The following is a 24573-nucleotide window of genomic DNA, read 5'->3' on the forward strand; positions in this document are numbered from 1 at the left end:
GATAGGGCTCTGTGTTCTCTGTGAAAACCTCCGCGCCCTCTGTGGTTAAAATCCTAAACTATTCCGACAGCCCAAATTGTATCACAAACTCCGTCCCTTCGCCCAGTTTGCTGTTAATGCTGATGGTGCCGCCCAAAGCCTCTACCTGTGTTTTTACCATAAACAGGCCCATGCCTTTACCCTCGGTACTGGTATCAAATCGCTTGTACAGCCCAAACAGGTTTGATGTGTTTTTGGCCAGGTCAATACCTTTGCCATTATCCTTAAAGCGCAGTTCTATTTTATCGTTTAACTTATACTGGTAACTTTTAATGCTGATGTGCGCAGGGGTATCCGGCTTGCGGAATTTAATACTGTTTGATATCAGGTTGTAAAAAATACTATACAGGTAACTGCGGATGGTATACATGGAATCAACTTCATCAAAATCGTAATCTAATTCTACCTGCTCTTTAATTACTTTGTTTAAAATACTGGCATCAATGCTCGATACTACATTTTTAAAGGAAACTATTTCCTTTTTCTCATTCATCGGCGTCCTAACCTGTAAAATATGGTTCAGGTCGCGTATAACGGTATCCAGGTTCTTTATAGATGCTGATACCATTTCAAACACCTCGTCCTTCGGTACCGGCTGGGTGGTGGGGATGGTCAGCAGTTCGGCTAAACCCATAATATTGGCAACAGGCGCCCGCAGGTTGTGCGAAATAATATAAGTAAACTGCTCCAGGTCCTTATTTTGCTGGATCAGGTCGGTCGTGATCCTTTCGCGCTCAAGCGCCGCCAGTTTGGCTTCGGTAATATCCTTATTGGCCAGTATAAACCCCCAGTTCCTGTCGTCAAGATTTTTTACGGTGAGCCAGCGCACATGGTGCCATTTTGCCACGCCGTTATCAATAAAGCTTAATTCATATTCAACACTGCCTTCGCTTTTTAACCGTTCAATCACATCGTTGATAAACAGCAAATGTTGTTCGGGAAAATAATCTTTTATAGGTTTATTAATCTCCAGCAGTTTATTATTTACCGTTTCGGAGTAGGTTTGTGCCAGGCCGTTGAAAGAAACTATTTCCAGTTGGTCATTAAGCAATATGTACGATGAATCGGTATTGTTAAACAGGGTGCGCAGGTTGGCTTCGGATATTTTAAGGGCCTCTTCATCTTGTTTACGCTGCGTAATATCAGTGATCATGGCCAGCGACCCTTTGTATGTTCCCTTGTCGTCAAAAATAGGGTTGGCCGATATATTTGTCCATACGGTATTGCCTGTTTTGGTCATATACCTGATATCCAGGTTTTCCTTCGCGCCCCGCCTTCTTCGCTCCATGCATTCAATAGCATAAATTTTGCCCGCTTCATCCATAAAGTCAAAAAGCTCTTTACCCATCATTTCTTCGGGGGTATAACCCAGGATATCGCATATTTTTTTATTTACAAAATTGGTTTTATCATGTTCGTCAATTGTCCAGATCCCTTCCTGGGCGTTTTCAACAATCTGCCGGTATTGCGCCTCGCTGTGTTTTAGTTTTTCTTCAGCTTCCTTATGTTCGGTAACATCGCGGATGATGCCGTTTATCCCCGTCACTGCGTGGGTTTCATCAAGGTTGGGGATCATTTTTTTCTCTATCCAGCGGATGGTATTATCCTTGCGGATAATGCGGTACTGGTTGTTTACCTGCTCACCACGTTGTAGGGCAGGGGTTTCACCGGCCGCTATATGCTGATCTTCCGGATGTATCAGATCAAACAAAAGCTGGTAGTTGTTTAAAAAATCGGCAGTGGTATAACCATATAGTTTTTCGCAGGATTTTGATATGCGGATCAACCGTGAATTAGCCGGGTCAACAGATAAGAAGACATCATCAGTAGCGTTAAAAAAACTCATTAATTCCTGCTGGGTGTATTCCATTTTGTGTTATTCGGCGACTTGCTGAGCGGATTGGGTTAATACCGTAGTTTGTACTTTTTTACGATATCCGGTATTAATTAGTTCGGTACATTAAAAAAGGGCGATGCGAATACCGGTTTTAAAATGTAAAGCATATAGCGATATTAATTAAAAAGTAAATCAAAATTGCATAAAGAGATAGTATTATCTTAAATATACTCATGTAGTGTTTTATGCGTTATCAAAAAAAACCAATAGTTAATTGTAATGATAAGTAGCGAATTACTCATTAGCTGCGTATAGTAACTAAAAACATGTTTAAATTTATATTCTATGAAAAGATCTCAGCAAATTTTTAAGAGACAGGCGGGCATAATCGGGGTGTTATGTTTGCTGGCGGCAACATTTTCTTCCTGTATGAAGAATAAAAATAACGAGCCGCAAACACCTTTCGGCCTGGTGTCGGTAATCCATACATCGCCCGATGCGCCATCTCAGGATTTTTACCTGGATAACAACCGTGCAAACAATGTTGGCATTACTTACGGCCATGGGCTTGATTATATCCAGGCTTACACCGGTAAAAGAACAGCCGCATTTTATACCAATGGTACCCAGCAAAAAACCATATCAGATACACTTACGGTAAAGGATGGTAAGTATTATTCTGTATACCTGGCTAACGTGATTAGCCACCCGGATATACTGATACTTAAAGACACCATCGTTCAGCCGGCCGCGGGTATGGCTACCATCCGCCTGGTAAATGTTAGTCCCGATGCCGGGGCAATTGACCTGGCCATAAAAGGAGGTGCCGTACTGGCTGCAAATAAAGCGTACAAGGGCTTCTCCAGCTTTGTGCCCATACAAGGGAATACCAAATACACACTGGAAATACGCCAGGCAGGTACAACTACCGTATTGGCCAGTATTACTGATGTAACTTTGCCGGCTGCCGCGGTTTACACCGTATGGCTGCAAGGCTTAAAGGCCGCTACCGATCAAACCAAGCTTACGGCGGGCCTGCAGCAGAATGTTTACTATTATTAACTACAGTTTTTTGTTCGCAATGCAAAGTCCCGGTTTATCAGCCGGGATTTTTTGTTTATAACCTATTTGGGCTATCGATAAGTGTATTGTTTGCGATTAACTATCTTTGCGCATTCATCTATGAAACCAGCTTCAAATCCTGCGCCATCCGCCCTTATTATTGTTGCCTTTGCCATTGTATATGTAGTGTGGGGTTCCACGTACTTTTTTATCCAGATGGCTATACACGGTTTCCCGCCTATGCTGATGGGGGCTACCCGTTTTTTAATTGCCGGCATATTAATGCTGGTTTGGTGCTACCTTAAAGGTGATAAGATTTGGGTAAAGAAAGATATTATTACCGCAGGCATTAGCGGTTTGCTGATGTTGTTTATAGGTATGGGTACTGTAATTTGGGCCGAACTGAGCCTGCCCAGTGCCATGGTAGCTATTATGGTATCAACCAACCCTATTTGGTTTGTGATATTGGACAAAACCCAATGGAACACCAATTTTAAAAGCAAGTCAACTATCATTGGCCTCATTATTGGCTTTGGCGGCGTGTTCCTGCTTTTTGGCGAGGCTATTGGTAAATCACTTAACGGAACGTTTAGCCATGCGCAATTAATAGCGTTGTTACTGTTACTGGCAGGGCCTGTGGCCTGGTCGGCCGGAGGCTTGTATTCAAAATACCGCGGAGGTAATGCATCTGCACGGCTAAGCACTGCCTGGCAAATGATGATTGCAGGCTTAGCCTATATTCCGGCCAGCATTATTCATGGCGAGTTCACTACCTTCCAAATCAGCGCTGTGCCCATGCAGGCCTGGCTGGCTATAGCTTACCTGGTGGTGTTTGGCTCTATCATTGCCTATAGCGCTTACGTTTGGCTGCTATCGGTATGCCCGGCCACGCAGGTAAGTACCCACTCCTATGTAAACCCGGTTATCGCGGTGCTGCTGGGGATACTATTTGCTAACGAGCATGTTTCTGCTTTACAACTTACCGGGCTGGTGGTGATATTGTTTAGTGTGTTGCTGATCAACATCAGTAAATACTCCTCTGCAAAAGCGGAAATCACGGGATAAGTGATCTTAAACGCAAAGGCGGGTATGAACTTTAATCTTCACTTACAAACCCGAACAACTTTACTACCTTTAGCGTAAAAAGGCGCTAAGCCCTGTTTATGCGATATTACCTGTACATCCTGTTTTTGCTGACTGCCATTCCTGCTTTTGCGCAATCAACACTGCCCGACTTGCATGCCAAACTTGCAACCGGTACCGATAGCGATAAGATACAAGCCTGCCTGGGTATCAGTAAAATTTACGCCGTTGCCCAGCCGGATTCGGCTGTTGATTATTGCAACCGTGCCATGCGATTGGCCCAAAAACACAACAACCGCCACGATGAAGCTATGATATTGCTGGAACTGGGCCGCGTTAACCAATTGCATGATCATACCGACCTTGCCAGGCGGTTCACTAACGAAGCCTTATCCATATTCCGTAACCTGCACGAGCCCGAAGGGGTAGCCCTGTCTTACGATCAGTTAGGTTCATTGGAAGGGCAACTAAAAAACGTAACCTTAGCCACAAAAGATATCGGCCAGGCCATGAAATTTTATCAGGACACGCACGATACATCGGGTATTTTGGAAACCTACCATAAGCTGGGCGCTGTTTATGAAGAGAAGGGCGAGATAGAGAAAGCCTTAACTTATTATTTACGTGCGCTGGTACAATATGAACATCGAGCCATAAAGCCCGAAGCTTATTTTGTGCTGTTGGAACGTATTGGCCACCTTTATTTAAAAAAAGGAGATAGCCGCACGGCCCTGCATTATTTGGAAGAAGGCATCCGTAACAGCAATAACCCAACTAACCGCGATACCCAGATCACTTTGCTGGATGAAGAAGGAAAAGTATTTGAACAGGAAGGCGAAAAGGCCCGTGCGCTTAGCTATTACAAACAAGCATTAGCGGCAGCCAAAAAATATAACCGCCCAGAAGAGGAAGCCCGCGCGCTGATCAGTATTGCCGGAGTATTGAAGAAACAGAATGCTAAGCAAAGTTTAGCCGACCTGAAGCAAGCGTTGAAAATTGTTGGCAAACTGCATCAGCCGCAACTGGAAGCCCGGATTTACCAGGCCCTTGCCGGTGTATATCAGCAACAAAAGGATTATAAAGAAGCTATGGAGGCGCTGGAAGAGCATCACCGTTTACTGGATAGTTTGCTTGGCGCGGATACTACAAAAGACATTTCTGAACTGGACAGCAGTTACGCGCTGGAAATATCGCGCGAGAAGGTGGGGCAGTTGCAGCAGGTAAATAAAAAGGAAACCGCCGAACTGAATTTAGGTATTGTAATACTGGCCGCGGCCCTGGTTATTTTGGTGCTTTTATGGTTTACCTTACGTAAAGTAAGGCGGCTGAATACCGAATTGACAGCATCCAACAAAATTAAGGATACGTTATTTTCCATCATCGGGCACGATTTAAAAGGCCCTGCGGGCAGCGCGGCACAGCTTTTTGCCATGATGGAGACCGAGGACTTTAGCGAAGAGGAATTGCGGGCCATGATATCTGAACTGCGGGCACAAACCTCGGCATCGTTTGATTTACTGAACGCCTTGTTTGAATGGGGGCGGGCGCAATTACAGGGTGTAAAAGTGCAGCCGGAATTATTAGATACCAAGTCCATCATCAGCAAAAATGTTAGTCTGCTATCGCAGCAGGCAGCGCTAAAAAATATTACCATTACCGATCATACACCCGCAGGTACACAGGTAATGGCCGACCCTAACCACTTTGATTTTATTATCCGTAACCTGTTATCAAACGCTATAAAATTTACTTTTTCGGGCGGGCGTATTGATGTAACCGTTACCGGTAACGCGCGTGAAATGGTCTACGGGGTGAGGGATACAGGCATCGGTATAAACGAATTACAGCAAAAAGCATTTTTAAAAAGCCAGTTAAGCGTAAACTTCGGCACTGGGGGCGAGAAAGGCAGCGGCCTGGGCCTGCTGCTTATTAAAGAGTTTATGAAAGCCAACCACGGCCGCATCTGGCTGGAAAGCGTGGAAGGCGAGGGCACAACATTTTATTTCTCGTTCCCTAAAGTGGCAAATTAACCACAAAGGTCACAAAGAAAGAAATCACAAAGATCACAAAGTTTTATCCTTTGTGATCTTTGTGTTAAAGGGTCAAGCAAGTTCTTTGTGGCCTTTGTGGTTAAAATGCATTTAAAACTTCTCTGCAAATTCCTTTGCAAAATCTTCCAATTTAGTTTTACCGGTTATGGCTGCCTTTTGCGCTTTAAAATCGTCTGAAAGCAAACCATTACGCGCGGCAACACCCATTTCAGTATAAATGCGGGCCATTTCTTCGGGCAGGCCGGCTTGCACCATACCATCATGCGATTGCTGGTCGGTAAATTCTACCCAAGCCAAATCGGGTTTACCAATGGCGGTGCCTAATACTTTGGTTACTTCACCCAGTGTGCGTTCGTCACTTACTACGTAGCGCACGCTATTAGACTTAAATTCGCTTTCAATTTCTTCGGCTATCGCAGCGGCAATATCGGCGGGGTGTACCATCAGCAGGTGATTAGCGGCACCATAATTAGCACCCATAAAGCCCAGTTGCTTAATCATATCGATATTGCTATAAAAGTTAACGTAGAAAGATCCAGCACGCAAATGCTTAACTGCTACGTTTGGTAAAGCGTTTAAAATAAGTTCTACATCGTGGATTCCGGCTATAGGGCCTGTGCCGGCATCTAAATCTGCACCAATGCTGCTTAAATTTACAACTTTGGTGATCCCGGCTTTTTGAATAGCTTCTGCATAGTTTTTACCGATGTCATTGACATAAGCCCGGTAATTGGATGCCCCGAAGTTGGGCGGTACCATAGTGTAAACCACATCGGCCCCGGTAAAGGCCTGGGTTAAAAACGCCACATCGGTTATCGAACCGATGGCTGCTGTTGCGCCTAATGCTTCAATTTCTGCAACTTTATCAGCCTTGCTGCTGATTACGGTTACCTTGTGCCCGGCTGACACTAATAATTTAACCAGTGGTTCGCCGATATTTCCTAATGATCCTGTGAGTGTGATTTTCATAATCTTTTTTATTTGTTTTTGTTGATGACAAAGGTATATTTGTACTTACTTTTATACAAGTACTTACCCTAAAGTATGTATCAATGACAGAGGTAAAGGAAAGCTCGACACGGAATTTTAATAAGGGCATAGCCACGCTGGCCTGCCCGGTATCGTACGTAATGAATAAAATTGGCGGGTACTGGAAACCTATTATCCTGTTCCAGTTAATGAATGGCCCCAAGCGTTACAGCGAGATTAAACGGGCTATCCCGGATATTACCGAGAAAATGCTGATCCAGCACCTGAAACAGTTACAGGCCGATAACCTGGTAGTGCGCAAAGCCGAACCGGTAGTGCCGCCATTTGTAACCTACTATTTAAGCCAGCCCGGCGAAGAATTAACCCCGATACTGAATGCCATGGCCGCCTGGGGTTTTAAGGACAGCGCCCGGCAGTAGTTATTTTTTGCTTTTAGATGTTTGTTTACTCAGCAGATATTGATAGGCGCAACCCAGCGCATCGGTCAGCATATCTTCGCGTACTACTTTAAGGTTAATAAAGGTAGCTCCCCGTTTGCCCCAGGCATTAGGAACGGGGTAAAAGGCCAGGCCACCATCAAACGCACAAAACACATCCTGATCGGTTAAGGACAGTTGCACCATAGCGCGGCCATCACTTTCGCGCAGGGTAGCGAAGATCTTATTTTTCCAGCGGAACGATGCCATTTCAAAATGCGGTAATTCTTCCGTTTCCGGGAACGAAAGGGCCAGGCTTCTGAAAGTATTTGCTTCAACCATATCCAAAGCTACTTATATTTGCTTTGCGTCTGTCAAACTATGATCAAGTTTAAAAATACCGTCAAATTACCGGCCCTGCACAAGTGGACTGTGGCATTGCCTGTGTTGATCTTTGTAATCGGTATAGCATCCTGGACTTATCAGTCAGATCCCATCCCCATGGGTGCCTACAACCTTGTTTACCCCGCTAACTTTGGCAATCGCATTAATGTGCCTGATGATAACCCCACCACTCAACAGGGCGTTTACTTAGGCCGCATGTTGTTTTACGAGCCACTGCTATCCGCTAACGGTAAGATCAGCTGCGGCAGCTGTCACCAGCAGCAACTGGCTTTTACCGATGGGAAGGCTTTTAGCCAGGGGGTAGATGGTACTTTAACCACACGCAGCAGCATGTCGCTGGCTAATTTGCTGTGGACAAGGAAGTTTTTTTGGGATGGACGATCGAACAGCTTAGAAAGCCAGGCCGCCATACCCATGACCAACCCGCACGAGATGGGCCAGCTGATGCAGGTATCGGCACATAAATTAATGAAAACCGCGCCTTATCCCCAATTGTTTCAAACGGTATTTGGTGCCGAAGGGATCAGCGGTCCGAATATTATGAAGGCCATAGCGCAGTTTGAACGCACGCTGATCTCGGCCAATTCAAAATATGATCAATACCTGCGCGGCGATTATCAGCCTACCACATTAGAATTACAGGGACTGGCTTTGTTTGAAAAAGCTCCGCAACCGGGTAAAAGCATCCGCGGGGCTAATTGCGCGCGCTGCCACGGCGGGCCAAAAACCTATATGGAACTGTTCCATAACAACGGGTTAGACAGCATCCCTAAAGATGCCGGTATGGCCGAGCTGACTGGCTTGCCCGGCGACAAGGGCCGCTTTAAAGTGCCCACTCTGCGCAACATTGCACTCACCGCTCCCTACATGCACGATGGCCGCTTTAAAACGCTGGAAGAGGTGGTTGACCATTACAGCGAACATGTAAAACAATCAGTATCGCTAAGCCCTTTTCTGCGGGGCGAATCGAACGAGCTGAATGGCAAAACGCTGTTGCTGCATCCCGATGAAAAGAAAGCCATTATTGCCTTTTTAAATATGCTGACAGATGATACCTTTATCCACGATCCGCGGTTTTCTGATCCGCATCAGATGGCCGGTATCCGGAAAAACTAAAGATCTATCAAAAATGAAAAAACATACCATCCTCCTGTTCCTCTGCCTGCTTGGCGCGATAGTTAAACCCGTATCTGCGTTAGCGCAATCGGTAAAAATAAGCGGAGAGGTAAGCGCACCGCTGGAATTGAAACCGGCGGATATAGCCGCTTTCCCTCAAACACAGGTAAACCGCAAGGATAAAGATGGTAAGGATCATACCTATACCGGCGTGCTGCTGTCGGTCATCCTGCAAAAAGCGGGCGTTACCATGGGTAAAGACCTGAAAGGCGAAAACCTGACCAAATACGCCATTGTTGAGGCCAGCGATGGCTACCAGGTAGTATTTGCCTTAGCCGAACTGGACAAAGATTTTACCGACCGGCAGATCATCCTGGCTACAATGGTTGACGGCAAGCCACTGGCCCCAACCGATGGCCCCTTCCGCATTATTGTGCAGGATGAAAAGAAGCCCGCGCGTTGCATTAAACAGGTAACCGGGATTAAGGTGGCGTTTGCTAAGTAGCAGGGTATCCCCCCCACGTCATTGCGAGGTACGAAGCAATCCTCGGCAGGCAGAGCAACAACGCAAATCCTGATCACCCCGTCATTGCGAGGGACGAGGCAATCCTCGGTAAGCAGAGCAACAACGCAAATCCTAATCACCACCGTCATTGCGAGGTACGAAGCAATCTCACGATAAGCAGAGCGACATGACAAGTAGCAAACTATATCTCTTACCGCAAAGTCATTGCGAGGTACGAAGCAATCTCAAAGCAATACATTGCCATTTTATTATATTTACCTATGGTATTTAAAAGAGGAGGCTGCGTCTATATTCTAACTAATAAAGACCGTACAGTTCTTTACACCGGTGTCACATCAGACATTGCCGTGCGCATATGGGAGCACAAAAACAAAATATATCCCAATAGTTTTACTTCTAAATATAAATGCGATAAGCTGGTTTACTATTATTTCTATAGTAGTATCCAAGAGGCCATTTCAGAGGAAAAGCGCATTAAAGGCAGCAGCCGCGCGCACAAAGAAGTGTTGATCAATGCGTTAAATGCAGGATGGGTTGATTTATATGATAGCTTATTGGAGTGATGAATGCACAGTTCTGAGATTGCTTCGTACCTCGCAATGACGGGGTGGTGAAGCTGCATCGCTTGGAATAGATTAAAGACGATGCACAGTTTTGAGATTGCTTCGTACCTCGCAATGACGATGTGGTGAAACTGCATCGCTTGGAATAGATTAAAGATGATGCACAGTTTTGAGATTGCTTCGTACCTCGCAATGACGGGGTGGTGACGCGGTGCCTACTTCACAAACACCATTCCCCTAAAACACCACCCACCTTTATCTGCATAAACACGCAGCTTATTAATGCCGGTGTTTAAAGCAACGCCTTTTAGCTCCACGGTTTGCCAGGCTTGTTCGCTGCCGGTATTCGGGATGGCTGCATTGCCTAAAACTTTCTCGCCATTTTTTAGTGATAGCCTGCCATCGTTAGTGTTGCTGGCAACGGTAAACCGGATACTATAAACTCCCTTTGCTTTCACGTTTACCGTGTATTGCAGCCACTCGCCGCCTTCAATACTCATTACGTACGGGCCGGTGGCGTCGGTTTTAATATCCACGCCATCGTTGCGGTATGCGCGGCCTTTATTACCGGTGGTGTTTACGCCGGGTGTATACTGGTAGCTGGCGGTATCCTTATCATAATAAGCCGACCGCTGACGGCCCAGGTCAAAATCGGCGGCCAGGATGCTGGTATTATTGGTAATTATATACTGCTTAAAAGGTTTGGTATCGGCCGATTGTACCTGCCTGAACATGGCATCAATTACATCGCGGTGAATGATGTTGTTCTCCAGCTTCAGATTTTGCAGCCATTGGTCTAATATCGGTTGTGCTTCGGCAGGCGATAGTTTGGGGCCTTTGCCGCTCCAGTAATTCAGTAGCTTTTGATAGCCCTCGGGCTGTTTAATTTCCAGCGGGTTGTTGCCGCCCATTTTTTTGAGGGGCCACCAACTCCAGCCAATATCGTTACGCTCGGCCAGGCCAATGCACTCGGTAAACCAGGTGTTGGAGTTCTCGCCCGATTCGCCAAGCCATAGCGGCATATTATATTTATCGCGCAGGTTTAAAAAGTTTTGGATGGCCTTTTGAGTGTTAAAATTGCCATATTTATGAAAGCTGAGCACCATGTTATTATCCCAGGCTGGCAGCACGCCGTTGTAATTATTGCCAAAGCCGTTGCCTTCAATAATAATGATGTGTTTTTTATCTGCTTTACGAATGGCAGCCGTAACCTCCATCATCAGCTTCTTTAGCGGTGCGTTGGTTTTCTCCTCAGTACCGCGCTTATCGTTGGGGTCGTCAAAACCCATATTGGGTTCGTTAATAATATCGTAACCGCCTATATAAGGTTCGTTTTTGTAGCGTTCGGCCAGTTTAACCCACAGGGCAATCATTTTTTGCTGGTTGGCGCGGCTTTCCCAAAGTGTGGGCTGGTCGGGGTGACGGTCGGCAATGGGCAGGTCGTTACCTTGTCCGCCTGGTGTTGCATGCAGGTCAAGGATCAGGTACATCTGGTTGGCCTTGCACCATTTTAACAGGCTATCCGTCATATCGAAGCCTTTTTTTAACCAGGTATTTTTCCCCGCAACAGGTTCATCAGCCACGGGCAGTGTGTACAGATCAAAGTGCATAGGCAGACGGATGGAGTTAAAGCCCCAGCGCGCCATGCTGTCCACATCAATTTTGCGGGTGTTATTGGCCAGCCAGGTATTGTAAAACTCAGCGGTTTTTTCGGGGCCAACCAAATCCTGTATCCCCGCGCGGATCTTATATTGCTGGTTCAGCATGGCTACCTTAAACATATAGCCCTCCTGCAGCATATCGCCGCCAAGACCCATACCGCGCAAAATTACCTTTTCGCCTTTTTCGTTTACGATCTGTTTGCCTTTTACCTTTAAAAAGCCCTGGCCGCTGGCATAATGGGTAACGAAGAGGCATAATAGGATAGGCAGGAATGGTCTGATGCGCATGGTGGCAGGTTGATGTTTCTTTGTGATGAATTAATCCCAGGTATAAGTGCCCACCGCGCCTTTGCTGAGCGTAGTAGCAACTGTTTTACCTTTATACTGAATGTTGAATGATTGCGTACCGGCGCCGCTGTTGGTAACAATCAGCACCTTTTTACCCTGTGGAGTAGTAAAAGCCACGTTAGGCAAAGTTTCGATATGATTTGATGCCACGCGCACAGATCCGGGCCTTACAAATTTAGAGGCATGGGCCATGGCATAATAGGCGATGTTGCGGGTGTAGGTATCCTTGTCAACCGTTATCGCGCCCTGGCACATCGGGCAGCCGCCGCGATCGGTATGGGGCTGATTGTTGATATCGGCAGCCAGGTTCCATTCTAAAACGTTGCGGCTCCAGTTACGGGTGGCCCCGATGAATAACTTCCTCACCGGGGATGATACATTGGTTGACGGTGTGTTATCCTTCTCAATCACCATTTGCTCGGTGAAGTACAGGTTTTTATCAGGATAAGTATTGTGCAGATCTGACATGGCCTCAATTTTGCCCCCATACAGATGGAAGCCCGAGCCATCTACATATTTAGCCGCCTGCGGGTCCCGTAGTATCGAATCCACATAATCGGGGCGGTCGCAGTTATGGTCGTACACAATAATTTTGCTTTTTATCCCCGCCGATTTAAATGCCGGGCCAAGGTTGTTTTTAATAAAAGCAGCCTGCTCGCCGGCATACATCATCATGCTGGGGTTATTTTTTGGGTTCAGCGGTTCATTTTGAATGGTAATGGCGTCAATGGCAATGCCAAGCGCTTTATAGCTTTTAATATATTTAACCAGGTAATCGGCATAAACCTGGTAATATCCGGGTTTTAAAGCGCCGCCGCGGGTATCCCCGTTGGTTTTCATCCATACCGGTGCCGACCATGGCGAACCGAGGATCTTGATCTTAGGGTTGATAGCCAATATCTCCTTCAAAAGCGGGATCACATCGTCCTTGTCCGGCCCTAAATCAAAGTGCGCCAGCTTCATATCGGTTTGCCCGGCTGGCAGGTCATCGTACGAGAACACTTTTTCGTTCAGATCGGATGCGCCGATACTTAAACGCAGGTAGCTGATACCGATATTGTTATCATCGTAAGCAAAAAGCTCTTTTAATAAGGCTGCACGTGCTGGTTTGCTCATGCGGATAATGTGCATAGCGCTGCCGCCCGTAAGCGCGAAGCCAAAACCATCAATGGGCTGATAAGTGATCTTGTCATCAATAGTGATCACCGGGTTAGCATCAGCCTTATCCCCGAAACTCAATACCTGCTTTTGTTGCTGGAACAATGCCGAACGGTCGGCTGTGGTAAGCCATAAGCTAACCCCCGATTTTTGCGCGATGGTTTGCAATGCGATCCCTGCTAAAGCAAATGTGATGACAGTCTTTTTCATAAGTTGATCAGGATACGATGATGGTAGCGATGGAATGCGGCAAGCTGGTGACTGATGCAGCTTTGCCCTTGATCCACAGGAAATACGGCACTTTATCATCGCTGCTATTCATCACAACAACCACCAGTTTGCCATTGGCGTTGATGAAAGCTGTACTGCTTAGTTTATCCCTGCTGACTGATGCGGCTATGCGGCGAGCGCCGGGCTTCACAAATTTAGAGAACTGACCCAGGTAGTAGTAAATGTTGGTGTAAATGAGTTTACCGGTTTGCGTATTGCCGATAATAGGGGCAAAGCAATAGTTACCTACATGGTTCGGTCCGCCCTTTTCATCCAGCAGGATGTTCCAGTCGGTCCAGCCGCAGGTACCGGCGTTAAAATCGTTGATCATGGAGTAACCGTATTTTTCGCCCATGGCCCAATTGTTTATGGTGCCCATGTTAAATTTTTCGATACAGCCTTCGGTGAACAGCAGGTGTGTATCAGGGAAGGCGTCGTTCACCCGTTTCACGTTCTCAAAACGCATGGTGCTGCCGGTCCAGGTTTCGTACCAGTGGTAGCCAATGCCCCAAATGTATTTGGCGGCTTCCTTATCTTCCAGCATATTGCTGGCGCGCTGGTAAACCATATCGCGGTTATGGTCCCAGGCAATAATTTTGGTATTAGCTAGTCCCTGCGCATGGAAGGTTGGCCCTAAATGGTTCTTCACAAACAGGCGCTCATCATCGGCATTAAATATGCACGATTCCCATTTTTGTGTTGCCATTGGCTCGTTCTGCACGGTAACGCCCCAGATAGGGATCCCCTGTTTTTTATAAGCGCCTATAAATTTCACAAACATATTGGCCCAGGGCTGCGCGTATTGGGGCTTTAGTTTACCGCCATGCAAAACGTCGTTATTGGTTTTCATCCACGCCGGTGGGCTCCACGGACTGGCAAACATGGTGAGTTTACCGCCGGCGGTTTTAATGGCCTCTTTGATAAAAGGTACACGGTATTTCAGATCGTGCGCAATACTGAAGCTTTTCAGCGATACATCCATATTGGCAACGTAGGCATAGCTATCACTGCTAAAATCGCAGCTTTGGATATTGGTACGGCCCAAGGTATAGCCGATACCTTTTTGCGGATCGAAATAAGCGGTCATTAATTCCCGTTGCGTTTCCTTAGGCAGTTTGTAAAACGTTTCGGCCGACGCATCGGTCAGCGCGCCGCCAATACCTATCATGGTCTGAAACTTTTTGGCGGGGTCTATAAACACCGAGATCTCGGTTTCCAGCGGTTGCGGCTTATCTGTAAATTTCAGGGTCTCGGTTTTGGTAATTTGATAGGTGGTGTTTTGGGCCGTAGTATAAACTTCGGCGCTTTTAGGCGAAAACGGTATTTGAGCATGTGCATAAAATACAGGAACGAGCAGGGCAGACAGCACAAATGGCTTTATAATTTTATAGATCATGTTTATAGTATCCCTATGATGTAATTTTTTTTGACTGGTTAAGAGTATGTTATTATGAAACAGCATACTTTAAATTGGTTGTAATGCCAAAACTATCAAAAAAATAAGTTAATTAGCAAGTATAAATTTATATAAATTATTGATAACGAATAAGTTATAATGATGATTGATACGCATTAGCCGCAAGAATTAAATCCGCATAAAAACCATTAACGGCTATATGCAAACGGCGGAAACAAAATTTTATGCACAAAGGCCAATACGCTTAAGTCTCATCAATACTTTTTTACAGATAATGGTTAGTTTAGCACATATTATAAACCTCGCGTTTCCTGAAATGCAAATACATATACTAAAAAGGTTCCTGTTTATTGTTTTGGTGATGGTGTTGCCGGCAAAAATATTGCATGCCCAGCAAACCCTTGCGGTAGACAGCAGCACCTCCGAGCATTTGTTTGGCCGAAAGGAGATCAAACTACTGGAGGATAAAAAAGGGACCTATACGCTGGAGCAGGTAATGTCGCCCGGGATGGATAAACAGTTTGTCGAAAACCCCGGCTATTATCCTAAAAATTATAACCTTAAAGCGTGGTACTGGTATAAAATTAAGGTGCGGTTTAATGAAACCGTTAAACATAAAGCTTGCCTGATTGAGTTTTTTGACCAAACCACCGATGATATTACCGCTTATATCCCGGATACCAACGGCCGTTATAAAGCTACCCGGGCCGGCGCTAAATACAATTTTGTCGACCGGCTTTATCGCCACAAAAACTTTGAGTTTACCGTACTTAACCGCGCCAAAGGCGAATACACGTACTATTTCAGGGTAAAATCGGTTGAGCAGATCAATGTAATTATTGTATACCGTACCGTTGATTTCTTTATTCATTATGCCTTAACAGAATACATGACCTATGGGCTGTTTTACGGCATGATCCTGATCTTCTGTTTCCACAACCTGTTAATGTTTATAGCGGTAAAAAGGCTGCAATACCTTTTTTATGTACTCTATATATTAAGTGTAGGTTTTTATGAGATGAGCGTTGATGGGATAGCCTTTCAATACATCTGGCCAAATTCGCCCGCCTGGAATGAGTATGCTTATGGTGTAGCGCTGTTTTTTTTAAGCGCCTTCGCCCTCGAATTTACCAAAGAGCTGCTGCAGGTTAAAACCCGGGCCAAAGGTTTATACAAACTGATCAATGTGGCGCTGGTTGTGCGTACCATTTACTTTTTGTATTGCTTTTTCTTTAATAAAAGCCTTTTTATATACAAGTTTATTGATTTTATCACTTTAGCCATCGCGTTTTATACCGGTATAAAAGTTTGGAGCCAGGGCTATAAGCCGGCCCGGTTTTTTGTGCTGGGCTATACTTTCCTTTTTTTAGGGTTTATGTTAAAGGCCGCCACGGTATTAGGTTTAAACATAGGCAATGTGAACAAGGTGCTGGGGCATTACAGCCTGAGTTTATCTTTTGTGCTCGAAATGGTTTTCCTCTCCTTCTCCATCGGCGACCAGGTGCGGCTGCTGCGTAAAGATAAGGACGCCGCCCAGGAAGAAACCATCCGCCAAATGGCTATTAACGTGGATTTGAAGGATACCATTAACCGCGAGCTGGAGCATCAGGTACAGGTACGCACATTTGAAGTGATCCAGAAATCGGACGAGATTGTGAAGCAATCGCACATTATTGAAGAACAAAACGAGGAACTGCTGGCTAAGAACGAACAGCTGGAAAAACAGGCCGAGGAGATCTACCGGATGAACCGTTTGCTGGAGAAAGACAATATCCAGCTGAAAACCAATATCGAAAAAGTAACCGATGCGCGGGCCTTATCAAAAGAATTGAGTTTCGAGGAATTCAGCGCCAAGTATCCCGATCAGGAAACCTGCTATAAGTTTTTGTCGGAGTTAAAGTGGAGTAACGGCTATGCCTGTTCGCGCTGCGGCAATACCAATTATTGCGGGGGGCGTATGCCTTATAGCCGTCGCTGTACCAAATGCACTTATGAGGAATCGGCCTTGCAAAAAACCATTTTCCATAATAACCGCATACCTATTAATAAAGCCTTTTACCTGGTGTATTTAATGTATACCAGCAAGGGCACTATCTCATCCCATCAGCTTTCCGAAAAATTGGATATCCGGCAAAGCACCTGCTGGTCATACGCTATCCGCGTTAAAAAAGCAATGAACGAGCGTAAAAAGGAATCAAAAAAAGGCGCCCCCCAGGGTTGGAGCCGCCTGGTTATTGAAGCGCAGGAAAAAGTTTAATTGCAAAACCATCTACCTTACGCTTTTTTTGGCGTTTTTACTCATCATTTGGTGGCAATTTATTAACCTTTCATGGCAAAAATGGCCGTTTTTGCCGCTTTGGTTTAAGCTAAAAGCAACACTTTTTTATTGCTCGCTAAGCGTATCACTCCTTTTTTTGTTTTGAGGCATAAAGTGCGTTTGGCACATAATTGAGGCTTTTTTGATTTTTTTTACGTTGTTCGCTAAGCGTATCAAAAAATTTATAAATGTCTAATTATCAGTTATTTATGTTCATTTTTTCTTGTTTTTTAGCTTGAAAACAGCTTAAATTTACCCCACCAGTTATTACTAAGAACAACAAAAAACTTTAAGCACTTAAATGAAAAGCCCTTTTTCTTAACCGGCAGGCTATCCTGTCAGCACGGGGAATAAACCAGGTTTATCGCCCGGGGAATACCAATTTCAGACCTATGTTTCTGATTGTAAATTAATTACCAACCAAATTAAATTATGAAAAAACAAATTACTCTATTGATTACTATTTTACTTACTACCTGTCTGTTCTCTTTTGCGCAAACCAACGTAAAAGGGGTTGTTACAGATAGTAAAAGCTCGCCCATCCCGGGGGCAACCATAAAGGTTAAGGAAACGGGCAAGGCCGTAGCTACCGATGTTAACGGTAATTATACCATATCAGCAGCGGCCAACAGCACGCTGATCATTTCGAGCGTGGGTTATGCCAGCACCGAAGAGAAAGTAGGCAACCGCACTACCGTTAACGTTGTACTGAACGACGACAGCAAGCAATTAACAGATGTGGTAGTAATTGGTTACGGCACCCGCCAGCAAAAAGATGTTACCGGGGCTATTACCAGTGTAAAAGCCGAAAAACTGGAGAATGAAAACGCCAACAGTGTGGCCGACCTGATTAAAGGTAACGTGCCTGGCATTACCGTAGCCCTGAATACATCGGCAAAAGGCGGTGGTACAGGCGATTTGCAGATACGCGGTAAAGCAACGCTTACGGCCAGCAGCTCTCCACTGATAGTTTTAGACGGTGTGGTTTACCAGGGGCAATTAGCCGATATTAACCCTAATGATATTGACCGCCTGGATATCTTGCGTGATGCAAGCGCGTTAGCGGTATACGGTTCGGCATCAGCTGCCGGTGTTGTAGCCATTACCACCAAAAAAGGTAAACTGGGCGCACCGCAAATAACCCTGAACCTGAATACCGGTATTTCGCAGTTAGCCAAAAACCAAAAGTTTTATGGCCCCGAAGGCTTTTTAAACTGGCGCGCCGATGGTGCAAGGGCATCTAACATTAACAACCCTTATTATTTTTACAGTAACCCTAATGCCCTGCCCGATGGTGTAACCCTTGCCCAATTTATGGGTACATCAACCGGCGACCCGACCACCGTGTGGCTGCAGCGTTTAGGTTTGCAAAATAATGAGATAGCTAATTATAATAACGGTAAAACTACCGATTGGGCCGATCTGGTTTTCCGTACCGGTTTACGCCAGGATTATAACGCCAGCTTATCGGGCCGTAATGATAATGTGAGCTATTACATGTCTGGCAACTATACCAAAAATCAAAACCTGATAGAAGGCGGCGAGTATAAAAACTACCGTGTACGTGTAAACCTGGAAGGCAAGGCATCTAAATTCCTTACTTTTGGTATGAGCACCCAATTTGCCAACAGGGACGAAGGCGGTAACCAGGCCGACTGGACCCAGATCATCAACTCATCCCCATATGGCGATTTTTATCTGGCAGATGGTATTACCCTGCGCCGTATAGATACCGACGATAGTGGTTTAAATCAACGTAACCCTTTCCTGGCAACTGTTTACAATCAAACAGTAGCTATACAAAATACCTTGTTTGCTAACTTATATGCAAAAGTAAGTCTGCCATTCGGTATCCAATATCAATTAAACTTTGTACCTGATATCGAATCGTACCGCAACTTTAACTACATCCCGGTAGCCAACCCTAATGAACTGGCCGGCGGCGAAATAAGCCGCAGTATGGAAAACCGGTATAAATATATCATTGATAACCTGTTAACCTGGAACAAAACCTTTGGCGGCATCCACAACATTGATGTAACCATGTTATTGGAGAAGGAAAAATATCAAACCTGGTATACCAATACCTCCAACTCGGGTTTAACCCCAAGCGATGCCTTAGGCTACCATAATATAGGCGCCGGTATTTTGCCTGTTGAAAGCAGCGACGACCGTGTTTATAATGCCGACGCGTTAATGGGCCGTATCAACTACTCGTTATTGGGCCGTTATTTGCTAACTGGTTCGGTACGCCGCGATGGTTTTTCGCCTTTCGGTATCAAATATCCACGCTCTACTTATCCAACAGGAGCTATCGGCTGGGTAATATCCGACGAGAAATTTATGAAAACCAAATCCTTTACCTGGCTTAACTATGCTAAACTGCGGGTAAGCTATGGTGTAAACGGTAACCGTTTAGCAACAGGCACGGCCGATCCGTCATTGGCATTAGCATTAATAAGTACGGCTAAATACCCAACCGTTAGTGCCTCTGGTACGGTTACCAACAACGTATCCTTATACGCAAGCTCGTTACAAAACGCCGATTTGAAATGGGAAAAAACCATCGGTACCAACATTGGTTTGGACTGGACTATCCTGAACAACAGGATTAGCGGCTCGTTTGACATATACGACCGTAAAACTACCGACCTGATTGTTAACCGTACCTTATTAACTATCCAGGGTTTTGGCGCGGGCGCAGGTTCGTTAACCAATATTGGCGAAGTTAACAACCGGGGTTTCGAAATATCGTTCAATACTAAAAACATCTCTACCAAAAACTTCAACTGGACATCAAGCGGTACTTTCTTTGTTAACCGTAACAAAATTGTACACTTATATGGCCCGGCCACAACTGTTGATGCTGCCGGCAATTCCATCACCAAAGAAAATGATGACCTGGGTAACGGATGGTTTATTGGTCATGATATCAACACCGTATGGGATTACAAGATCTTAGGTGTATGGCAGGCCAATGAAACCGCCGAAATGGCCAAATATGTAGGCGCCGGCCTTAGGGCAGGCGATTTTAAACTGCAGGATGTAGATGGCGACTACAAATTCACCAATGCCGATAAGCAGTTTCTGGGTTCACGTACCGGACAGTTCAACTGGTCGTTACGTAACGATTTCAACTTCCTTAAAAATTTCGATTTCTCTTTCCTGCTGGTATCAACAGTGGGCCAGTTAAGCACATTTAATGAAGCTAAGAATAACCCGGGCAGCGTAGGTTTTGCACGTCAAAGCTCGTATATATTGCCTTATTGGACTGCCGATAACCCGATAAATGATTACGCCCGCCTTAACTCAGGTTCAAGCGGTACTACTATTAACGTATTCCGTAAATCATCGTTCATCAGGGTTAACACAGTATCCTTAGGCTACAATTTTGATAAAACCCTGGTCAAAAAATTAGGGATGCAAAGCGCCAAAATTTATGTAAACGCCAACAACGCTTATGTTGCTACCGGCTGGGAGTTTTGGGATCCGCAAAATGCCGGCCCAACTCCAAGGATTCTGTCGGCTGGTTTAAACGTAACTTTTTAAACGAATTAATGAATTTGTGATAGATATGAAAAAGATAAACAAAAGTATCGTAGCAGCGCTGACCATAGCGGCTGTTATTATTACAGATGGTTGTACAAAAAGGAGCGATCTGGTGCCCGAAGCCCCTTCAAAATTTACACCCGATGTAACCCTTACCTCGCCTGCGGCATTTAAGGCGGCGGTTGAATATATGAACCAAAACGAGCGTATTGAGTTTTTTGGCGATTCGGCACCGATGCTTACCGAGAGTATTTTCTCGGACGTAGCCGTTGAAGGTACAACTGATAAAACCACGCCCGCCCAGGATTTGAATGTGCGTATTACCCCAACTGCTAACCTTAACAGCGATGATTACAATAAAATTGGCCGTTACTGGGAAATATGGTGGAATGGGGTGCATTACGCCAATACCGTTATCAGCCGTATTGATAATGTAAAATGGCCAACTACGGCGGCCCGTAACGCTATACTTGGCGCGGCTTATTTTCACCGGGCATTACGTTATTACCGTTTGTGTAACGAGTTTGGCGATGTGCCTTTGATTTTAAAAGAAGAGCAATCGGTTAATGTAGCTTATTTTACTACCCAGCGCGCGGTAATATTAAAGCAAATGAAAACCGACCTGGAGTTTGCCGTAGCCAACTTAACCGATAATGTGGATAAAGGCGAGGTAACCAAAGGGGCCGCAGGCCACCTGCTGGGCAAAATCGACCTGTCTTTAGGTTTGTTTGACGAAGCTATTGCCGCATTAAGCGCGGTTATAGGCACCAGCACCTATAAGCTAATGACCAACCGCTTTGGTATAGTAGCCAGCGATGCTACCCGCAACGTGATCTGGGACTTGCACCGTCCGGAAAATAAATCATTAGGCAGCAATACCGAAGCGTTGTATAATGTGATTGACCGCGAAACTCTGGAAGGCGCTACCGCCAATGGTTCGCAAGTTATGCGTAACTGTGTGCCTATGTGGCATAATGGTACCATACTAACGCCAACCAACAAAAAACCGGGCATTGTGGATGCGGTTACGGCCGAATTTCCGTTGACTTACTATTATGGCCGTGGTATTGGCCGCGTACGCGGTACTCCGTATACTACCCAATACATTTGGACTGATAATACCGACCTGCGCCATGCACCGGGCAACTGGGTGAATATGACCGATCTGGTTTATAACAACTCGGCCATTAAAACTACCGACCCTACCTGGTATGGTAAAAAATTGCAGCAATACACCGCGGCTACCGTAGCCAGCGTGTTCCTGAACGGGCCAAGGGATACCATCCGTGCCTGGTTTAGCTGGCCGCACTACAAAATATTTATCAACCCCGGTGGTGTAAATATTTTAAATGCCACATCGGATAAATGGTGGAGCCCGCCACGCGGTACCAATACCGACTGGTATGTGTTCCGTTTAGCCGAAACTTATTTGCTGCGCGCCGAAGCTTACGTGTGGAAAGGACAAACCGCTTTAGCCATGGCCGATCTGAACGTGGTACGTGCACGCGCCCAGGCCCAGTTATTAACCGATCCAACTAAAGTAACCATCAGTACGGTGCTGGACGAACGCGCAAGGGAGCTGTTTTTTGAAGAGCCGCGCCATGCCGAGCTTGCCCGTATAGCCTTTATATACGCGCAAACCGGTATCCCATCGTATACCGGCAAGGTTTATAATACGGCCAGTTTCTCCACCAGTAACTTCTTTTACGATCGTGTAATGGAGAAAACCGATTTTTATAATAAAGGTGTAGTTACCAATTCGGGTAATACCTATACAATGTCGCCTTATCACGTATTGTGGCCAATCCCGCAATCCGAGATTGACCTGAACATTGGCGGAAAAATTAACCAGAATAAAGGTTATGCAGGTGCTGAAACTAATATTCCACCGCTTGACCACGTAATACCATAGTGGCAGCGCTTAAGAACTAAACCTTATCTGCAATTTTAGTTTAATAAATGGGAGGGCCCTTAGCTGTAATAGTTAAGGGCCTTTTTTGTGCGATGTGATTTCTAATTGTTAAATAGCTCCCCCTTTAGGGGGCTGGGGGGGCTTGGCTTGTCATAATCCTCATCTCCTTCGGGTAATAATTATTAATGCGGTTAGGCAATAGCTTGGCCCAGCCTAAAGGATGGTTTTCAAAGGTCATCAAACTCCAGCCTTTTTGAGAGATATCCAAATCGGGGATATTATCGCGGCGCAGGTAAGCAATGGCCTGCTCGCGGTTTAACTCGGTTTGTAAAACCATATCCTTATTAATAAGCAGGCTTAAAGCCAGCTCGTGGTCGGGTATCAGATCCTTACCGGCAATAGCGCCTAACCGCACCCCCGATTTTTTAAGATACAGGTGCTGCTGCAAAATCCCCATGGTATCCTTATGTACGCGATCTATCGCCAGCCAGTCGTCGTTCACTTTAAAATAATAGTAATGATCAGCATCCTTAATATAAGGCTTCAGTAAGTCTATCGATTTGTAATCTGGCTTTTGCGCGTTTTTACTTTTATAATTAGATACCCCGCCGCTGTTATTGCCGGTTTTGCGCAGGCAGGCCGCAAACAACCCCTCGCCCTGTACCTTGCCGGGATAAAAGCGATAACCCCAGGCCTTGTGCAGGGTGCTTTGGCTCTCTACAATCCCCCAATCACTATTAATGGGTATCTGTATACTCTCCATGTCAAAACTGGCGCACAGCCAATCCAGCACCGCCTCATTTTCGGCAACCGAATACGAGCAGGTACTATATATAAGGTATCCATCGGCGGCAATGCTTGGGTAAACGTCGGCCAGGATGCGTTCCTGTCGCTGGTGGCACATGTTCACCGCCCCTTCACTCCATTCGTTCATCGCGTCGGGATCTTTACGGAACATCCCCGAGCCCGAGCAGGGTGCATCAACCAATACCACATCAAAAACATTTTTAAGCCGGCTAAAATCTTTAGGGTCGTTATTAGTGGCGACGATGTTGGACGGGCCCCACTTGGTCAGGTTATCGGTTAATACGGGCACACGCGTTTTAATGATCTCGTTAGCCACCAGCAAATCATCAGGTTTTAAGGCCGAACTAAGCAGGGTGCTTTTGCCGCCGGGCGCCGCGCAAAGGTCCAGCACTTTAATAGCCTCATCGTTTTCGTTCCTGATATGTTGCAGGATATGGGCAATGAACATGCTGGATGCCTCCTGTACGTAATAACAGCCGGCATGAAAAAGCGGATCGAAAGTGAAAGATGGGCGCTGATCCAGGTAGAAACCGTCGGCACACCAGGGCACCTGCACACCTTTATATATAGGATGGTATTTATAAGGGTTAATGCGGATAGTAGTAGGCGATGGTAAAGTTTGATGTGCGTTGATGAGGTTTTGGGCGTCGAAACCTGGCGCATCAGCAAGCGACTCGATAAAATGATCAGGAAAAATGGCGGTGCTCATATACTTACAAAGGTACAAAATAAAGCCGCAGGGTGCTGCCAGCCAGTTTTTATGCTTTTTTGGCGATTTTATGCCGCTTAGTTTTCAGGTAGTTAAGGGATTGTTTTAAGTATTTCAACATTTCATTTTGCAGATGCCGTTTTTGTGCTTACATTTGTATCCGCTTAATCAAAAGGCGTTGTTTTTTAACATATTTAAGGAGGAAAAAATAAAATCAAAAAAAGTGAAAATAACACTTGACAATGATTGAAATAATCTCCACCTTTGCAGCCCGCAAACGCCGAAAGAAAAACCCGCAAGGGCAGGAGAAAAGGGCGAAACGGAGCATCCCAAAAAA

Annotated in this window: 17 protein-coding genes; 10 read left to right on the forward strand and 7 right to left on the reverse strand. The window is 45.5% G+C overall.

The window, feature by feature from the left end; translation table 11 throughout:
• Positions 1-58: 58 nt before the first annotated feature.
• Positions 59-1909: a PAS domain-containing sensor histidine kinase gene (locus tag AC07M6_RS18405; RefSeq protein ID WP_494891937.1), complete on the reverse strand. Its 1851-nt coding sequence runs from the start codon at positions 1907-1909 to the stop codon at positions 59-61.
• Positions 1910-2305: 396 nt separating this feature from the next.
• On the opposite strand from AC07M6_RS18405, the gene AC07M6_RS18410 reads away from it, so the two are divergent.
• The 3 genes from AC07M6_RS18410 (at position 2306) to AC07M6_RS18420 (ending at position 6051) form a co-directional block, all read left to right on the forward strand.
• On the forward strand, positions 2306-2938 hold the full coding sequence (locus tag AC07M6_RS18410) for a DUF4397 domain-containing protein (RefSeq protein ID WP_494891939.1): 633 nt from the start codon (positions 2306-2308) through the stop codon (positions 2936-2938).
• 120 nt (positions 2939-3058) lie between these two features.
• Positions 3059-4003 carry an EamA family transporter gene (locus AC07M6_RS18415; protein WP_494891941.1) on the forward strand — a complete coding sequence of 315 codons (945 nt, stop codon included), beginning with the start codon at positions 3059-3061 and terminating at the stop codon, positions 4001-4003.
• Between the two features lie 98 nt (positions 4004-4101).
• Positions 4102-6051, forward strand: coding sequence for an ATP-binding protein (locus AC07M6_RS18420; protein WP_494891943.1), 1950 nt, complete (start codon positions 4102-4104; stop codon positions 6049-6051).
• A 111-nt stretch (positions 6052-6162) separates the two neighbouring features.
• On the opposite strand, the gene AC07M6_RS18425 is transcribed toward AC07M6_RS18420, so the two are convergent.
• On the reverse strand, positions 6163-7041 hold the full coding sequence (locus tag AC07M6_RS18425; RefSeq protein WP_494891945.1) for an NAD(P)H-binding protein: 879 nt from the start codon (positions 7039-7041) through the stop codon (positions 6163-6165).
• Between the two features lie 83 nt (positions 7042-7124).
• Between AC07M6_RS18425 and AC07M6_RS18430 the strand changes: the two genes are divergently transcribed.
• Positions 7125-7481, forward strand: coding sequence for a winged helix-turn-helix transcriptional regulator (locus AC07M6_RS18430; RefSeq protein ID WP_494891947.1), 357 nt, complete (start codon positions 7125-7127; stop codon positions 7479-7481).
• On the opposite strand, the gene AC07M6_RS18435 is transcribed toward AC07M6_RS18430, so the two are convergent.
• Positions 7482-7820 (reverse strand): MmcQ/YjbR family DNA-binding protein, encoded by a 339-nt coding sequence (locus AC07M6_RS18435; RefSeq protein ID WP_494891949.1) that lies wholly within the window; start codon positions 7818-7820, stop codon positions 7482-7484.
• A gap of 39 nt (positions 7821-7859) precedes the next feature.
• Between AC07M6_RS18435 and AC07M6_RS18440 the strand changes: the two genes are divergently transcribed.
• From AC07M6_RS18440 to AC07M6_RS18450, 3 genes are all read left to right on the forward strand, one after another.
• On the forward strand, positions 7860-8999 hold the full coding sequence (locus AC07M6_RS18440) for a cytochrome-c peroxidase (RefSeq protein WP_494891951.1): 1140 nt from the start codon (positions 7860-7862) through the stop codon (positions 8997-8999).
• A 13-nt stretch (positions 9000-9012) separates the two neighbouring features.
• The gene (locus AC07M6_RS18445) at positions 9013-9504 is read left to right on the forward strand and encodes a molybdopterin-dependent oxidoreductase (protein ID WP_494891953.1); all 492 of its coding nucleotides are present in this window, start codon (positions 9013-9015) and stop codon (positions 9502-9504) included.
• Positions 9505-9785: 281 nt separating this feature from the next.
• Positions 9786-10088 carry a GIY-YIG nuclease family protein gene (locus AC07M6_RS18450; protein WP_494891954.1) on the forward strand — a complete coding sequence of 101 codons (303 nt, stop codon included), beginning with the start codon at positions 9786-9788 and terminating at the stop codon, positions 10086-10088.
• A 215-nt stretch (positions 10089-10303) separates the two neighbouring features.
• On the opposite strand, the gene AC07M6_RS18455 is transcribed toward AC07M6_RS18450, so the two are convergent.
• Genes AC07M6_RS18455 through AC07M6_RS18465 form a run of 3 tightly spaced genes read right to left on the reverse strand, consistent with a single transcriptional unit; the run spans position 10304 to position 14921 of the window.
• Positions 10304-12037, reverse strand: a complete 1734-nt coding sequence (locus AC07M6_RS18455; RefSeq protein ID WP_494891955.1) for a cellulase family glycosylhydrolase — start codon at positions 12035-12037, stop codon at positions 10304-10306.
• A 30-nt stretch (positions 12038-12067) separates the two neighbouring features.
• Complete coding sequence (locus tag AC07M6_RS18460; RefSeq protein WP_494891956.1) at positions 12068-13465, reverse strand: glycoside hydrolase family 30 protein; 1398 nt, start codon at positions 13463-13465, stop codon at positions 12068-12070.
• Between the two features lie 7 nt (positions 13466-13472).
• Positions 13473-14921, reverse strand: a complete 1449-nt coding sequence (locus tag AC07M6_RS18465) for a glycoside hydrolase family 30 protein (RefSeq protein WP_494891958.1) — start codon at positions 14919-14921, stop codon at positions 13473-13475.
• Between the two features lie 337 nt (positions 14922-15258).
• On the opposite strand from AC07M6_RS18465, the gene AC07M6_RS18470 reads away from it, so the two are divergent.
• From AC07M6_RS18470 to AC07M6_RS18480, 3 genes are all read left to right on the forward strand, one after another.
• A complete protein-coding gene (locus tag AC07M6_RS18470; protein WP_494891959.1) occupies positions 15259-17199 on the forward strand; it encodes a 7TM diverse intracellular signaling domain-containing protein in 1941 nt (646 codons plus the stop codon).
• Positions 17200-17691: 492 nt separating this feature from the next.
• Positions 17692-20808, forward strand: coding sequence for a SusC/RagA family TonB-linked outer membrane protein (locus AC07M6_RS18475; protein WP_494891960.1), 3117 nt, complete (start codon positions 17692-17694; stop codon positions 20806-20808).
• 25 nt (positions 20809-20833) lie between these two features.
• The gene (locus tag AC07M6_RS18480) at positions 20834-22720 is read left to right on the forward strand and encodes a RagB/SusD family nutrient uptake outer membrane protein (RefSeq protein WP_494891961.1); all 1887 of its coding nucleotides are present in this window, start codon (positions 20834-20836) and stop codon (positions 22718-22720) included.
• Between the two features lie 124 nt (positions 22721-22844).
• On the opposite strand, the gene AC07M6_RS18485 is transcribed toward AC07M6_RS18480, so the two are convergent.
• Positions 22845-24236: a methyltransferase RsmF C-terminal domain-like protein gene (locus AC07M6_RS18485; RefSeq protein WP_494891963.1), complete on the reverse strand. Its 1392-nt coding sequence runs from the start codon at positions 24234-24236 to the stop codon at positions 22845-22847.
• Positions 24237-24573 lie beyond the last annotated feature (337 nt).

The sequence above is a fragment of the Mucilaginibacter sp. GW821-FHT07H05 genome, assembly GCF_059418485.1.